Genomic DNA, 14,804 nt, shown 5'->3' on the forward strand with positions numbered 1-14,804 from the left:
GAGGTGATGAGGTGAGCAAAAATGTCGAGTATTTCCTGTCGCCGCAGTCGCCGTGGTGCTACCTGGGCCACCAGCGCCTGGTGGACCTGGCGCGCGAAACCGGCGCGCAGGTCGAACTGAAGCCTTTCGACCTCGGCAAAGTATTCAGCGTGTCCGGCGGACTGCCGCTGGCCAAGCGCGCACCGCAGCGCCAGGCCTACCGCCTGGTCGAGCTGGAGCGCTGGGCGACATTCCTCGGCGTGCCGATGAATACGCAGCCGCAGTTCTTCCCGGTGTCGCCGGATGCGGCATCGACCCTGGTCATCGCGGCACGCACCAGCCTGGGCGCCGATGCGGCGCTCGACCTGTCGGGCGCCATCATGCGCGCGCTGTGGGCCGAAGAGAAGAACATCGCCGACGAGGACACGCTGGCGCAGATCGCCAACCTGTGCGGCTTCGACGGCCGCATGCTGCTCAAGTCGGCGCAGACGCCGGGCGTGCAGGAACAGTATGAACGTAATACCGAGGAGGCCATCGCGGCCAACATCTTCGGCGTGCCCTGGTACGTCGTCGATGGCGAGGGCTTCTGGGGGCAGGACCGCCTCGACTTCGTCAGGCGCGCGCTGGAATAGACAGCGCAAGACTTCATTTTTACAACGGATAAAGGGTACACCATGGCTTCATATTTTTGCCCATGCCCACGCGGCATGGAAGCGGCGCTGGCCGAGGAACTGGGCGAGATCGCCCAGCAAAGCACCACCATGAAGGTGCACAACCAGGTGCCGGGCGGCGTGCACTGCTCCGGCGACCTGACCGACTCGTACCGCATCAACCTGCACTCGCGCATCGCGTCGCGCGTGCTGATGCGCATGGGGCATTCGAGCTATTCGAACGAAAACGACATTTACGACCTCGTGATGGCGCAGCCGTGGGAGGACTGGTTCGATGTCGACCACACGATCCGCGTCGATGTCACCGCGGTCAAGTCGCCGCTGCGCAGCCTCGAATTCACCACGCTGAAGATCAAGGACGCCGTGTGCGACCGTTTCCGCGACCAGTTCAACAAGCGTCCGTCGGTCAACACCCGCGAGCCTGACATGCGCATCGTCGGCTTCCTCGACCAGCGCAATTTCACCATCTACCTCGACACCTCCGGCGAAGCGCTGTTCAAGCGCGGCTGGCGCGAAGAGACCGGCGACGCGCCATTGCGCGAAAACCTTGCCGCCGGCATGCTGCGCGTGTCGGGCTGGAAGCCTGGCATGGTGCTGTTCGACCCGATGTGCGGTTCGGGCACCATCCTGGTCGAAGCGGCCCAGCAGGTGCAGGGCATTCCCTCCGGCGCGCGCCGCAAGTTCGCGTTCGAGAAGTTCCACACCTTCGATCCGGCCCCGTGGCTGGCGATGAAGCACGCGATCAAGCCTGATCCGCTGCCTGAGTCGCCGACCATTTTCGGTTCCGACATTTCGGGCGACATGGTCGCGATGACGCGCCATAACCTGAAAATGGCCGGCATCATGTTCGATGTGCCGCTCAAGCAGATCGAGGCGCAGGAAGTGAAGCCGCCGACCGAGCAGCCGGGCATCCTGCTGACCAACCCGCCGTACGGCGAACGTATCGGCGTGCGCGGCGACAGCACTATCCCGGCCGACGAGATGGCGGTCGGTTTCTATTCGGCGCTCGGCACCACGCTCAAGCAGCGCTTCGCCGGCTGGACGGTGTTCCTGTTCACCGCCGACCTGTCGCTGCCAAAGCTGCTGCGCCTGAAGGAAGCGCGCAAGACGCCTTTCTTCAATGGTGCGCTGGAGTGCCGCCTGTTCAGGTTTGACATGGTCGCCGGCTACAACCGCCGCGAAGAAGCCAAGCCTAAACAGGACTGAGATGTTCCCGACGCAGCCGCCGAATATCCCGCCAGATCCGGTAACCCCGGTGCCGCTGCCGCCCGCGCACAAAATCGCAATGCTGGGCGCGACAGGGCTGGCGACGCTTTTGGCGGCGCTGTCGATGCTCGGTCCATTTTCCATCGATGCCTACCTGCCTGCCTTCCCGAACATTCAGGCGGCGCTGCACGCCACCCAGATCGAGGTCCAGCAGACGCTGACTGCCTACATGCTGGCGTTTGCCGTCATGGTGCTGTGGCATGGCGCGCTGGCCGACGCTTTCGGCCGCCGCAACGTGATCCTGGTGTCGATGGTGGTGTTCGCGATCGGCACGCTCGGCTGCGCGTCGGCGCATTCGGTGCACTACCTGTGGGTTTTCCGCATCATGCAGGGGGTGTCGGCGGGCGCCGGGGTGGTGGTCGGGCGCGCCATCATCCGCGACCTGTATTCAGACGCGCCGGCCGCGCGGCTGCTGTCGCTGGTGACGATGATCTTCTCGATCGCGCCCGCGATTGCGCCGGTGCTGGGCGGCTGGATCGTCAAGTTTTTCGACTGGCGCACGATTTTCCTGGCGCTGCTTGGCTACACCATCGTGCTGACCTGGTTCTGCTACAAGCGCCTGCCCGAGACGCTGCCGAAGGAAAAACGCCAGCCATTCAATCCTGGCTACGTCGCCCAGAATTACTGGGCGATTTTCAGTTCGCCGCTGTTCCACATGAAGGCGGGAGTCGTAGCGGCGAACTTCGCCGGCATGTTCCTGTATATCGCCGCGGCGCCGGTGATGCTGCCGCAGCACTTGGGCCTGGGTCCCGACCAGTTTGCGTGGCTGTTCATCCCGACCGTCGCAGGCTTGTTCCTCGGATCGCTCGCAGCCAACCGCATGGCCGGGAAATCGACCTTCGGCCGCCAGGTGGCGCTGGGCTTTGGCTTCATGTTGTCCGCGGCCGCCGCCAACGTGCTGTATCACGTGTTCATGCCGCCCGCCGTGCCCTGGTCGGTCGCGCCGATGTTCTTCTACACCTTCGGCAGTTCGCTGATGGCGCCCGCCGTCACGCTGCTGGCGCTCGACATGTTTCCGCATATCCGCGGCACGGTCGCGTCATGCCAGTCGTTCGCGGTGACGCTGCTTGGAGCCCTGGTGGCCGGCGTGATCGCACCCTTCCTGTCGCATTCGGTGTTGTGGCTCGCCAGTGGACAGCTGGCGTTTGCCCTGTTTTCGCTGGTGCTTTGGTCGGCATCAAGGCGCTACCGCAGCCGCCGTTTGGCATAGGATTCCGGTCGCGGGGGCGGAACTGCAAGGGGGCGCGCCAGTCTAATTGGTATGTCTGCGAATTCCGTGGGTCGCCTCGAACGGAGCTTAAGATGAACAACGGTGTCCCGCCAGATGTACTTAAGCTCGTCGAGCGCCTCGAGGGCGGCGGCGTCCCGCATGAGCAGGCCAAGGTTCTAGCGGATGTAATCAGCGCGGAGCGCAAGTGGGCTGATGCGCGCTACCTGCCACGCGACGACCTCGCCTACGAGCTTTTGCCACTCAAGGCCAGCATCGATAAGGTCGATGCAAAGGTCGATCGCCTCGAGATGAAGATCGATAAGTCAGCCGCCGAGCTCAAGATCGAAATCATGCGCTGGACCGTCGCATTGTGGTTTTTACAGGTCGGATTCGTCACGGCGCTCGTATTTAAACTCACGGGATAAAACCCTTCATTGTCGCCCACGGGGCACCGTGGCAAACTAGCGACTATTTTCCGAAAGTAATGTTCTTACAGTCAACTTTCGTGTATATATGCTAATATAAGTTATTCAAGGCGTGGAACAGGGGCCCAAAGACTGCCCTGTTCGTTAAAACTACAAAAAAACATCGTGGCCGCTTCGCCGTTAGCGCCACCCCGAATCCATCGACAATTGGCGGCTGTTCCCTGAGACATGCATCAATCGGACCATGATATTCGCAATCGCTTGCTGATTGCCCGTCTGCCGGCCATGCCGCAGATACTGATCAAGTTGATAGAGCACCTGCAGGCCGATGATCTGGGCATGCAGGAGCTTGCCGCATTGATTTCCACGGATGCGGGTATGACGACCAAGATCCTGGCCGTCTCCAACAGCTCCGCCTACCACCGCAACAGCCGCACGGTCGGACTTGAGCAGTCGCTCGTCACGCTCGGCACGGACATGATCAAGACGCTGGTCATCAGCGAGTCGGTGTTCCAGACCTTTAATAACTTCCCTCATTCCGGCAGCACCGACCTGCGCGCTTTCTGGAAAAGCTCGCTGACGGCGGCGGTCATCGCGCGCGAGCTGGCCAAGAAAATGGAATACGCGCAGGTGGAAGAAGCGTACCTGGCAGGGCTGCTGCACAACGTCGGCCGCCTGGCGCTGCTGGCGACGGCGCCGAAGGAATACGCATTCAATTTCTGCGCGCGCGACGACGAGGACCTGTGCGCGGTCGAGCAGCGCACGCTGCAGATCACGCACTCGGAAGCAGGCGCCTGGCTGGTCGAACGCTGGCACCTCGATTCCTTCCTGGCCGACTCGGTGCTGTACCACCACGAGCCAAGCAGCCGCCTGGCGCAAGCCCATCCCCTGATCCGCATCGTGCGCGTGGCGCACCTGCTGTCGACGCGCGACGTCGACCAGGAAGAAGTGCGCGGCGCGCTCGGCCTGTGCGGCCTGGAGGAGGACGACGTCGGCCGCCTGCTGGCGCTGGCATCGCGCCAGGTCGACAAATCGGCGGCGCACCTGGGCATCGACCTGACGGGTGCGGACGACGTCCCGCAGCCGCCCGCATACGCGCCGCAAGTCATGCAGGACCCGGTGCAGCAGCGCCTGTCCGAAGAAGTGCGCAACCTGGTGCTGGTGTCTGAAGTAGGGCAGGCGTTCGCGCGCCAGCAGGGCGAGAACGGCCTGCTCGAATCGATGACGCGCTCCGCGCGCATCCTGTTCGACTTCGATAACACCGTCATCCTGCTCGAAAACCCGACCGGCCATGCGCTGGTTGGCATGCCGACCGGCGAACAGCAGCGCATCGCCGAATTCTCGATACCGCTCGAAAAAGGCAACGCAGTGGCCGATGCGGCGATCGAACGCCGCCTGGCATTCGTGCGCCGCGACCAGCCTTCGCTCGGACTGGCCGAAGAGCAGCTGTTCCGCATGCTCGGCACCGACAGCCTGGTATGCCTGCCGCTGGTCTCCGGCGCGCGCTGCCTTGGCGTGATGGTCGGCGGCCTCGCATCGTGGCAGGTGGCGTCATGCCAGAAGCGCGAGCGCTTCATGCAGTCGTTCGGCGCGCAAGCGGCGAGTGCGCTGGAAACCGCGCTGGCCGAACGCGGCTACGCGCGCCGCCAGATCGCCCACGTCGCCGAAGAATACCGTGAAGCCTCGCGCCGCGTGGTGCACGAGGTGAACAACCCGCTGTCGATCATCAAGAATTACCTTTCTGTCCTCGACGACAAGCTGGCCAAGCGCGAACCGGTGGTCGGTGAAATGTCGATCCTGAACGAGGAAATCGACCGCGTCGGCCAGCTGATCAACGGCCTGGCCGACCTCAAGCCGACGCCGGTCAACCGCGCCACCGACGCCTCCAAGGTCGTCGACGACGTGCTGCGCCTGTTCCGCGCCACCGACTTCGTGCCGCCGGGCGTGCACGTCGCCGTCGACATGCACGGCGCCCCGTCCGACATCGAGGGCGACGCCGACATCCTCAAGCAGATCCTGGTGAACCTGGTGAAGAACGCCGTCGAGGCGCTTGGCGGAAGCGGGCGTATCAATATCTCGAACCGCGGCCACGTCAACCGCGAACGAAAGCTGTACCTCGAGCTGGTTGTCAGCGATACTGGGCCCGGCATGTCGCCCGAAGTGCTGGCCAACCTGTTCTCGCCTGTGCGCAGCACCAAGGAAGGCCCGCACCACGGCCTCGGCCTGTCGATCGTGCACGGCCTGGTCAAGCAGCTGGGCGGCTTGATCAGCTGCCGCAGCGGCAGCGCAGGAACGACGTTTGAAATCCTGCTGCCCGCACGCAGCAGCGCGAATATGATCGCCAGCGCACCAGCGCAGGCGGTGGACTCAGTTTAAGGCCATGATGAACGCGAACACTGCCAGCGCTACTTCGGCAATGACCCCGGCTGCAGGCGAGCCAACCCAGATTTCCCAATCGGAGACGGTCACCCTGCCGCGCATCCTGCTGGTGGATGACGAGCCGCGGCTCCTGTCCTCGCTGTACGAACTGCTGCGCGGGCGCGACTACAACCTGGTGACGGCCACCTGCGGCAGCGAAGCGCTTGCGCACCTGTCGAAGATGCGCTTCGACCTGGTCCTGCTCGACCTGCGCCTGCCGGACGTCAGCGGCCACCAGATCATGGACTTCATCAACGACAAGGGCATCGACGCCGACGTCATCGTGATGAGCGGCGAAGTCGGCATCGATGCGGCCATCGGCGCGCTCAAGCGCGGCGCCTACGATTACCTGCGCAAGCCGTACAGCCGCGAAGAGCTGCTCAAGACCGTGGCCAACGCGCTGCAGCGGCGCCGGCTCGAGATGGCCAACCGGCGCATCGCGTCGCAGCTCGAAACCTCCGAAAAGCTGTACCGCTACCTGGTCGACAGCTCGCCGGACATCATCTATACGCTGAACCACGAAGGCAAGTTCACCTTCATCAACGACCGCGCCTACCAGCTGCTCGGGTTCTCGCGCGATGAACTGATCGGCAAGCACTACTCGATCCTGGTGCACGAAGAAGACCTGGAGCGCGCGCGCTACGTGTTCAACGAGCGCCGCGTCGACGAACGCGCTTCGCGCAACGTCGAACTGCGCCTGAAGTACCACAGCGGCGGCGGCCAGGACCGCACCTTCAACAATACCCTGATGACGATCTCGCTCAACTCGATCGGCATGCACGTGCCCGACCTGGAGGTGAAGAAGCTCGAATTCTTCGGCACCTATGGCGTCGCGCGCGACATCACCGACCGCAAGCGCGCCGAAGAAGTCATCTCGTACCAGGCTTACCACGATATCCTGACCGACCTGCCTAACCGCATGCTGTTCAAGGACCGCCTTGGCCTCGCCGTCATCCAGGCCAAGCGCAAGCTGACCGAACTGGCGGTGATGTTCATCGACCTTGACCGCTTCAAGCTGGTCAACGATACGCTCGGCCATGTCAAGGGCGACGAGCTGCTGCAGCAGGTCGCGCTGCGCCTGAAGGACTGCCTGCGCCGCGGCGACACGCTGGCGCGCCAGGGCGGCGACGAATTCACCATCGTGCTGCCGGAGCTGCGCGACCGCGAAGACGCCAAGGCGATCGCCGACAAATTCCTCGAATGCCTGCAAAAACCGTTCGACCTCGATGGCCACCAGGTGCACATCTCGGCCAGTATCGGTATTGCGATCTACCCCGGCGACGGCGAGTCGATCGACGAGCTGCTTCGCCATGCGGACATCGCGATGTACCAGGTCAAAGCGCTGGGCAAGAACGGCCACAGCTTCTATCACAACTCGATGCTGGATGTATCGCACCAGAAGATCGCGCTGGAACAGAGCCTGCGCAAGGCGCTCGAACAGAACGAGCTGGAAATGTACTACCAGCCGCAGATCGACGTCATCACCGGAAAAATCGTGGGCGCCGAAGGCCTGATGCGCTGGAACCATCCGCAGCGCGGCTTGCTGACCGCGGGCGAGTTCCTGCCGTTCGCCGAAGAGAATGGCCTGATGCTGCCGATTTCGGACTGGATGATCGGCGCGCTGTGCCGCGACATGCTGCTCTGGAACGCGGCCGGCGGCGAAAGCATCCGCCTGTCGCTGAACCTGTCGCCGCAATACCTCGACCGCGGCGACTTCTTCGAGAAGATGCGCGGCGCGCTGGTGCGCTACGGGATTTCGCCGGCCCAGATCGAGTGCGAAATCACCGAGAACATCTGCATCCGCAACCCGCAATACGCGATCGAACAGCTGAACAAACTGTGCCAGCTGGGCGTGTCGGTGGCGATCGACGATTTCGGCACCGGCTATTCGTCGCTGTCGTACCTGCACCGCTTCCCGATCCACACCATCAAGATCGACCAGTCGTTCGTCAAGGAGATCCACGACGAGCATGGCCACTACCCGGTCATCCTGGCGATCATCTCGATTGCGCGCGGGCTTGGCCTGCACCTGATCGCCGAAGGCGTGGAAACCGATATCCAGGCGCGCTACCTGAAGGCCAACGGCTGCCTGACGATGCAGGGCTACTTCTTCCACCGCCCGATCTCGCTGCCGAATTTCATCACTGTGCTGCAGGTACAGGACGGCCGCGAACCTGCGCCAGTGCCGGCGCCAGCGCCAGCCGCAATCCAGGCCTGAGCAGGCATGCAGAACGCGAGCGCGCGCCAGCCTGACGCCGCCCGTGGGCACACGGTCGAATACCTGCGCGTGAAGGCGCTGGCCGAGCGCGGCGTCGCCAATGCGCAGCACAGCCTCGGCTTCATGTACGTGAACGGCCAGGGCGTGCCGCAGGACTTCGCGCTGGCGGTCGAGTGGTACCTGAAGGCCGCCAACTCCGGCCTCGAACATGCGCAATACAACCTCGGCGTGATGTACCAGAAGGGCCAGGGCGTGGCGCAGGATTACGCGCAGGCCGCCGCCTGGTACGAACGCGCCGCCGTGCAGGGCTACGCCGCCGCGCAGTACAACCTGGGCTGGCTGTACGCCAAGGGCCAGGGCGTCGGGCACGATGTACAGCAGGCCATGCACTGGTTCAGCCAGGCCGCCGACCAGGGCGACGCCGGCGCGCAGAACAACCTCGGCATGATGTACGAAACCGGCAAGGGCGTGCCGCAGGACTTCAAGCAGGCGATCCTGTGGTACCGCAAGGCGGCCGAACAAGGCTACGCGCGCGCCCAGTTCAACCTCGCGCTGCGCTACGATAATGCGCAGGGCGTGCCGCTCGACCAGCAGCAGGCCATCTCGTGGTTCCGCAAGGCGGCCGAGCAGGGCTATGCGCCGGCGCAGTTCAACCTCGCGCTGCGCTTCGACAAAGGCCAGGGCGTGCCGCAGAACAGCCAGAAGGCGATCAGCTGGTACCGCCGCGCCGCCGAACAAGGCCACGCCAGTTCCCAGTTCAACCTCGCGCTCCTGTACGACAGCGGCCATGGCGTGCCGCGCGACGAGGAGCTGGCGCTGGAGTGGTACCGCAAGGCCGCCGGCCAGGGCCACGCGGGCGCGCAGGACAACCTCGGACTGCGCTACGAACATGGCCAGGGCGTCGGGCAGGACTTCGAACAGGCGCAGGCCTGGTACCGCAAGGCGGCCGAGCAAGGCTTCGCCAGCGCCCAGTACCACCTTGGCTTGCTGTTTGACGCCGGCAGCGGCGTCGAGCGCGACGCGTCAGAAGCGATCGCGTGGTTCGGCAAGGCGGCCGAACAAAGCCACGTGCGCGCGCAGTTCGAACTCGGCCTGCGCTACGAAAGCGGCATGGACGTGCCGCGCGACTACCGGCACGCGATGGCGTGGTACCGCCGCGCGGCCGACCACGACTACGCTCCGGCGCAGTTCATGGTCGGCGCGCTGTTCGACAGCGACGAAGCGGGCATGCTCGACAGCCGCGAGGCGTACAGCTGGTACCGCAAGGCGGCGGACCAGGGTTACGCGCGCGCCCAGTTCGCACTGGGACTGCGGCACGACAGCGGGCAGGGCGTCGCGCGCGATTACGAGGCCGCCTATTTCTGGTACCTGCAGGCTGCGCGACAGGGCCACGCACGCGCGCAATTCAACCTCGGCCTGATGCACGCCGCCGGCCACGGCGCCGTCCCTGACCTGGTCCAGGCGATGACCTGGCTGCAGCAGGCCGAACTTGCAGGCATCGCCGCCGCCGCCCGGTACGTCAAGTCGACCGCGGCGCGCATGAATCCGAGCCAGCTGGCGCAAGCGCGGTGCCTGGCCGTGCGAGCCGAACTGGCGGCCTGACAGCCGCGCCCTCCATCTCCCCTCCGTACAGGTGACTACATGAAGCATACGATGCTGATGTCCGTCGCGCTTGGCCTTTCGCTGGTCACGCCCGTTTCCATTCCCGCGAGCGCCGCAACCGCGGTGCAGGCCAGCGTCAGCGCGCCAGCGGTATTCGACCGTAAGCCCTACACGATCCCGCACAAGAAATTCGTGCTGGCCAATGGCCTGACCCTGATCGTCCATGAAGACCGCAGCACGCCGGTCGTCGGCGTCAACGTCTGGTACCACGTCGGATCGCGCAACGAGGCGCGCGGCAAGACCGGCTTCGCGCACCTGTTCGAACACTTCTTCTTCAACGGTTCCGAAAACTATCCGCACGGCTTCCGCGAAGCGATGGACGACCTCGGCGCCAACAACCGCAACGGCACCACCAACACCGACCGCACCAACTTCTTCGAAGACGTGCCGGTGTCGGCGCTGGAGCGCACGCTGTTCCTCGAATCGGACCGCATGGGCTTCCTCGCCAATTACATTTCGAAGGAGATGCTCGAGCGCGAGCGCGGCGTGGTGCAGAACGAAAAGCGCCAGGGCGACAACCAGCCGTATGGCCGCGTGCATTACGAGATCGACGCCAAGATGTACCCGTATTCGCACCCGTATTCGTGGTCGCCGATCGGCAGCATGGACGACCTGAACGCGGCGTCGCTGGAAGACATCCGCAACTGGTACCGCACCTACTACGGCCCGAACAATGCGGTGCTGTCGCTGGCTGGCGACATCACGCCGGAGCGTGCGCTTGAACTGGTGAAGAAGTACTTCGGCGCGATTCCGCCGGGCCCTCCGTTGCCGCGCACCGAGACCTGGATTCCAAAGCTCGACCGCGACATCCGCGACGAGATGGAAGACCAGGTGCCGCAGGCGCGCATCTACCGCAGCTACCACGCACCATCCTGGAAAGACCCGGAACTGCAGCACCTTGGCCTGTTCGTCGGTGCGCTGGCCGGTTCGCGCGCCTCGCCGCTGCCGCGCCGCCTGGTGTACGAGAAGGGCCTCGCGACCGCCGTGAACAGCTACGTCGACGATGCCGAACTTGGAAGCAGGTTCAACATCGTCGTTACCGTGAAGCCGGGTGTCGATCCGGCCGAAGTCGAGCGCGAAATGGACGCCGTGCTCAATACGCTGATCGAGAATGGGCCGGCGCCTGAGCCGGTGCGCCGTTCGCAGACCGGCAACCTTGCGGCCTTCTCCCGTTCGATCGAGCGGCTGGGCGGCTTCGGCGGACGCTCTGACGTGCTGGCCGAGCACATGACGTATGCCGGCCAGCCCGACGCCTACCTCAACCGCCTTGAAGCGATGGCCACCGCGACGCCGGCCCAGGTCAGGGCCGCCGCGCAGAAATGGCTGCGCGCACACCACTACACGATGACGGTGCGGCCGTTCGCCAAACTGGCTGCCGATAAATCGGCGCTGGACCGCAAGGTGCTGCCGGCACTGGGCGCCGCGCCCGACGTCAGCTTCCCCGCCATCCAGCGCGCCACCTTGTCGAACGGCCTGAAAGTGGTCCTGCTCGAACGCCATTCGGCGCCGATCGTCAACGCGGCCCTGGTGGTCGATGCCGGCACCGCCTCCGACAGCGCGGCCAAGGCAGGTACTGCCTCGCTCGCGCTCGACCTGTTCGACAAGGGCAGCAAATCGCGCGACGTCTTCACGCTGGCCGACGACCTGGCCTCGCTGGGCGCGAACCTGTCCACCTCGACCGGGACCGACCTGTCGATCGTGCGCCTGCAGTCGATCACGGCGGCCTTGCGCCCATCGCTCGCGCTGATGGCCGACGCGTCACTCAATCCGGCGTTCCCGGCCGACCAGTTCACGCTGCAGAAGCAGCGCAGGCTGGCGCAGATCGCGCAGGAACGCGCGCAGCCGAACGCGCTCGTCCAGCGCATCCTGCCGGGTCTTCTGTACGGCGAAGCGCATGCGTATGGCAAACCGGCTACCGGGTACGAGGCGACGGTAGCGAAGATCACGCGCGACGACCTGGCGCGCTGGCATGCCAGCTGGTTCAAGCCGGGCAATGCCACCATCATCGTCACCGGCGACACCACGCTGGCGCAGCTGGTGCCGGCGCTGGAAGCGAGCTTCGGCGGCTGGAAGGCCGGGACCGCGCCAGCGAAGCAGGTCGGCACGGTAGCGCGCACGCAGGGCAAGAAGCTGTACCTGATCGACAAGCCGGGTGCGCCGCAATCGACCATCGTCGCCGCGCACGTATCCGAGACGCCGGGCCAGCCGGAAGACCTGGCGATGGAGCCGGTGATGCAGAACTTCGGCGGCATGGCGACGTCGCGCCTGAACCGCAACCTGCGACTCGACAAGCACTGGAGCTACGGCACCTCGGGCGAGTTGACGATGCCGCGCGGCCAGCGCGCTTTCATCGTGGTCGCGCCGGTCCAGACCGACAAGACCAGGGAGTCGATGCTGGAAGTGGCGAAAGAGATCAAAGGCGTTGCAGGTGAGCGCCCACTTGCGGGCCAAGAGTACACCAGCATCATGCGCAACATGACGTCGCGGCTGGCCGGGCGCTTCGCGACCCTCAGCGCGCTGGAGTCGGCGGCGATCACCTCGCTCAACCTTGGGCTGCCGGACAGCTACTGGTCGGCTTACGCCGGCAAGATCCGCGGCCTGACCGAACCGCAACTGAACGCGGCGGCAAGCAAGTTCGTCCGGCCCGGTGAAGTGGTGTGGCTGGTCATCGGCGACCTGCGCAGGATTGAAGCGGGCGTGCGCGAGCTTGGCTGGGGAGAAGTCACGACCCTGAACGCGGACGGCACGCCAGCGGCTCGATAGCGCCAGACCGGCGGACGCGTGAGCGCCGCAATCATCATCTAGAAGGAATGCCATTCATGTTCAAGCATTATGTTCCACTACTGTGCCTGGGTTTCCTCGCCGTTCCCGCATGGGCGCAGTCCGAACCAGCGCCGGAGCCGTCCGCGGCGGAACCGGCGCCGGAGAAAATTTTGGTGCTCGGTCAACGCCCGGGTCCCGGCCTGTGGAAAATCAGCAAGGGCGAGCACGTGTTGTGGGTATTCGGCGCCTATTCGCCGCTGCCGGAGAAGATGGAGTGGCGCGCGCACGAGGTCGAGGCGAAGCTATCTCAATCGCAAGAGTTCCTGTCCCAGCCATCGACCGGTATAGCCGCCGGTTATAGCGCGGTGACCGCGCTGCCGTTCATGGTCGGTTTCAAGAACAATCCGGATGGCGCCAGGCTGCAGGACGTGGTGCCGGCCGAGGTTTACGCGCGATGGCTTCCGCTGAAGGCGAAGTACATCGGCGACAACGACGGCATCGAGCGCGAGCGGCCGATGTTTGCTTCGGATGAACTGTTTCGCAAGGGCCTGGCACACGCGGGACTGTCGGGAAATACCGGCATCGATAAGCAGCTTTACGCCATTGCAAAGAAATACAAGGTCAAGACGACGTGGACGGGGGTTACCACAGAGGTCGAGTCTCCGGTAAAAACCATCCGCGCGTTCAAGAAGTCGACGCTGAACGACGTAGTTTGTTTTTCCCGGGCCATCGAACGACTTGAGACTGACCTGGACGCTATGCGGGTTCGCGCCAACGCCTGGGCCAAGGGGGACATTGCCGTGATCGAAAGCCTGAAATTTGCCGACCGCGACGAGGCCTGTGCCGACGCGGTCATGACCAGCGTTGTCGCCGATATCCAGCCGGAGATCCGTACGATGAAGGTGCGGGCGCGGGAAAAATGGCTCGCGGCCGCCGAAAAATCGCTGGCGATCAACAAGTCCACCTTCGCGATGCTCAGCATGAAGGAAATCCTTGACCCGAACGGCTTGGTCGCCGCGATGCAGGCGCGAGGCTATATGGTCGAAAAACCGGAGTAAGGAGCTGCGGAAGCGCCGTCTCATACGGGCCGCAGTGGCGCGCACGGCAACACGGTGCGCCCCTCCCTCATTGTGCTAGCATACTGTATATATATGGGGTATCCATTTAGCTCCAGTGAAGTTAGAATCACTGTATGGATATCCATATATTAGCCCCAAAAGCGGGCGAAGACTACCCCACCGACTGGAACGAATTCCTGACTTGGTTTGCGTCCGAAGAAGCCTGTCTTTCGTATCTGGAAAGATTGCGGTGGCCGGCCGGATTCGTGTGCCCTGCGTGCAGCTGCATTGACCAGCCCTACAGGTCAAGCCGCGGTCGCATGGTATGCCGGGACTGCGGCCATCAGTGCACTGTCACCGCCGGCACGATCTTTGAAAAGACGCGCACGCCGCTGCGAGTGTGGCTCGCTGCTGCGTGGTATTTGACCAGCCAGAAGCAAGGCGTGAATGCCCTGGGTTTGCAGCGCGTTCTGGGCCTGGGAAGTTACCAGACGGCTTGGGCGATGCTGCACCGCTTCCGCGCAGCGATGGTGCGTCCCGGACGCGAACGGCTTCATGGCAAGGTTGAAGTCGACGAGACCTACCTGGCCATTAGCGATCGTCAAAACCCGGTCGCTGCGAAGGGACGCAAGAACAACACCGCCAAGACGCTCATAGTCATCGCAGTGGAAATGCTTGAACCTAAAGGCTTCGGGAGAATCCGCCTGCAGCGCATCGGCGATGACTCCGCTGCCAGCGTTCTTCCCTTCGTTGAGCAGGCCATTGAACCGGGCGCCACGGTGCATACGGATGGGTCTGCTGCCTACCGCACGCTGCGCGAGCTTGGCTACCTCCACCAACGCACCGTGCTGCTCGGATTGGACATCGCCGCCCATGCTTCCATGCCGGGTGTGCATCGCGTCGCAGCGCTGCTCAAGCGCTGGATCTTGGGCACACACCATGGCGCGGTGCAGCCCGCACACCTCGATGCTTATCTGGATGAATTCGTGTTTCGCTTCAATCGGCGCAGCTCAAGCTCGCGTGGGATGCTCTTCTACAGATTGCTCCAGCAAGCCGTCGTGACGAGCCCCGTCACGTACGGCGATGTGGTCAAAAAAACGCGCGCGCGGTCGAAAAATTCGGAGTAGTATACTA

Annotated in this window: 10 protein-coding genes; all 10 read left to right on the forward strand. The window is 64.1% G+C overall.

Going from position 1 to position 14,804, the window contains the following annotated elements; all coding sequences use genetic code 11:
- Positions 1–11: 11 nt before the first annotated feature.
- The 10 genes from HHL21_RS10305 to HHL21_RS10350 all read left to right on the forward strand — a co-directional run bounded on the left by HHL21_RS10305 (position 12) and on the right by HHL21_RS10350 (position 14,797).
- Positions 12–611 (forward strand): 2-hydroxychromene-2-carboxylate isomerase, encoded by a 600-nt coding sequence (locus HHL21_RS10305; RefSeq protein WP_169465410.1) that lies wholly within the window; start codon positions 12–14, stop codon positions 609–611.
- Between the two features lie 42 nt (positions 612–653).
- Positions 654–1,856, forward strand: a complete 1,203-nt coding sequence (locus tag HHL21_RS10310; RefSeq protein ID WP_441295188.1) for a THUMP domain-containing class I SAM-dependent RNA methyltransferase — start codon at positions 654–656, stop codon at positions 1,854–1,856.
- Position 1,857: 1 nt separating this feature from the next.
- Positions 1,858–3,126, forward strand: a complete 1,269-nt coding sequence (locus HHL21_RS10315) for a multidrug effflux MFS transporter (RefSeq protein ID WP_206085724.1) — start codon at positions 1,858–1,860, stop codon at positions 3,124–3,126.
- Positions 3,127–3,218: 92 nt separating this feature from the next.
- Positions 3,219–3,551 (forward strand): hypothetical protein, encoded by a 333-nt coding sequence (locus tag HHL21_RS10320; protein ID WP_169465412.1) that lies wholly within the window; start codon positions 3,219–3,221, stop codon positions 3,549–3,551.
- A 285-nt stretch (positions 3,552–3,836) separates the two neighbouring features.
- The gene (locus HHL21_RS10325; RefSeq protein WP_169465799.1) at positions 3,837–5,927 is read left to right on the forward strand and encodes an HDOD domain-containing protein; all 2,091 of its coding nucleotides are present in this window, start codon (positions 3,837–3,839) and stop codon (positions 5,925–5,927) included.
- 40 nt (positions 5,928–5,967) lie between these two features.
- On the forward strand, positions 5,968–8,187 hold the full coding sequence (locus HHL21_RS10330) for a putative bifunctional diguanylate cyclase/phosphodiesterase (RefSeq protein WP_370659709.1): 2,220 nt from the start codon (positions 5,968–5,970) through the stop codon (positions 8,185–8,187).
- Between the two features lie 6 nt (positions 8,188–8,193).
- Positions 8,194–9,789, forward strand: a complete 1,596-nt coding sequence (locus HHL21_RS10335; RefSeq protein WP_169465414.1) for an SEL1-like repeat protein — start codon at positions 8,194–8,196, stop codon at positions 9,787–9,789.
- A gap of 39 nt (positions 9,790–9,828) precedes the next feature.
- Complete coding sequence (locus tag HHL21_RS10340) at positions 9,829–12,612, forward strand: M16 family metallopeptidase (RefSeq protein WP_169465416.1); 2,784 nt, start codon at positions 9,829–9,831, stop codon at positions 12,610–12,612.
- Positions 12,613–12,668: 56 nt separating this feature from the next.
- Positions 12,669–13,670: a TraB/GumN family protein gene (locus HHL21_RS10345; RefSeq protein ID WP_169465418.1), complete on the forward strand. Its 1,002-nt coding sequence runs from the start codon at positions 12,669–12,671 to the stop codon at positions 13,668–13,670.
- Between the two features lie 134 nt (positions 13,671–13,804).
- Positions 13,805–14,797, forward strand: a complete 993-nt coding sequence (locus tag HHL21_RS10350) for an IS1595 family transposase (RefSeq protein ID WP_169465420.1) — start codon at positions 13,805–13,807, stop codon at positions 14,795–14,797.
- Positions 14,798–14,804 lie beyond the last annotated feature (7 nt).

It is taken from the genome of Massilia polaris (assembly GCF_012927275.1).
Classification (GTDB): Bacteria; Pseudomonadota; Gammaproteobacteria; order Burkholderiales; family Burkholderiaceae_D; genus Telluria_A; species Telluria_A polaris.

Excerpts from the sequence above, each read along its gene's own strand:
- HHL21_RS10315 (WP_206085724.1), top strand. The coding sequence starts at position 1,858 with ATGTTCCCGACGCAGCCGCCGAATATCCCGCCAGATCCGGTAACCCCG.
- HHL21_RS10335 (WP_169465414.1), top strand. The coding sequence starts at position 8,194 with ATGCAGAACGCGAGCGCGCGCCAGCCTGACGCCGCCCGTGGGCACACG.
- HHL21_RS10350 (WP_169465420.1), top strand. The coding sequence starts at position 13,805 with ATGGATATCCATATATTAGCCCCAAAAGCGGGCGAAGACTACCCCACC.
- HHL21_RS10320 (WP_169465412.1), top strand. The coding sequence starts at position 3,219 with ATGAACAACGGTGTCCCGCCAGATGTACTTAAGCTCGTCGAGCGCCTC.
- HHL21_RS10310 (WP_441295188.1), top strand. The coding sequence starts at position 654 with ATGGCTTCATATTTTTGCCCATGCCCACGCGGCATGGAAGCGGCGCTG.
- HHL21_RS10345 (WP_169465418.1), top strand. The coding sequence starts at position 12,669 with ATGTTCAAGCATTATGTTCCACTACTGTGCCTGGGTTTCCTCGCCGTT.
- HHL21_RS10330 (WP_370659709.1), top strand. The coding sequence starts at position 5,968 with ATGACCCCGGCTGCAGGCGAGCCAACCCAGATTTCCCAATCGGAGACG.
- HHL21_RS10325 (WP_169465799.1), top strand. The coding sequence starts at position 3,837 with ATGCCGCAGATACTGATCAAGTTGATAGAGCACCTGCAGGCCGATGAT.
- HHL21_RS10340 (WP_169465416.1), top strand. The coding sequence starts at position 9,829 with ATGAAGCATACGATGCTGATGTCCGTCGCGCTTGGCCTTTCGCTGGTC.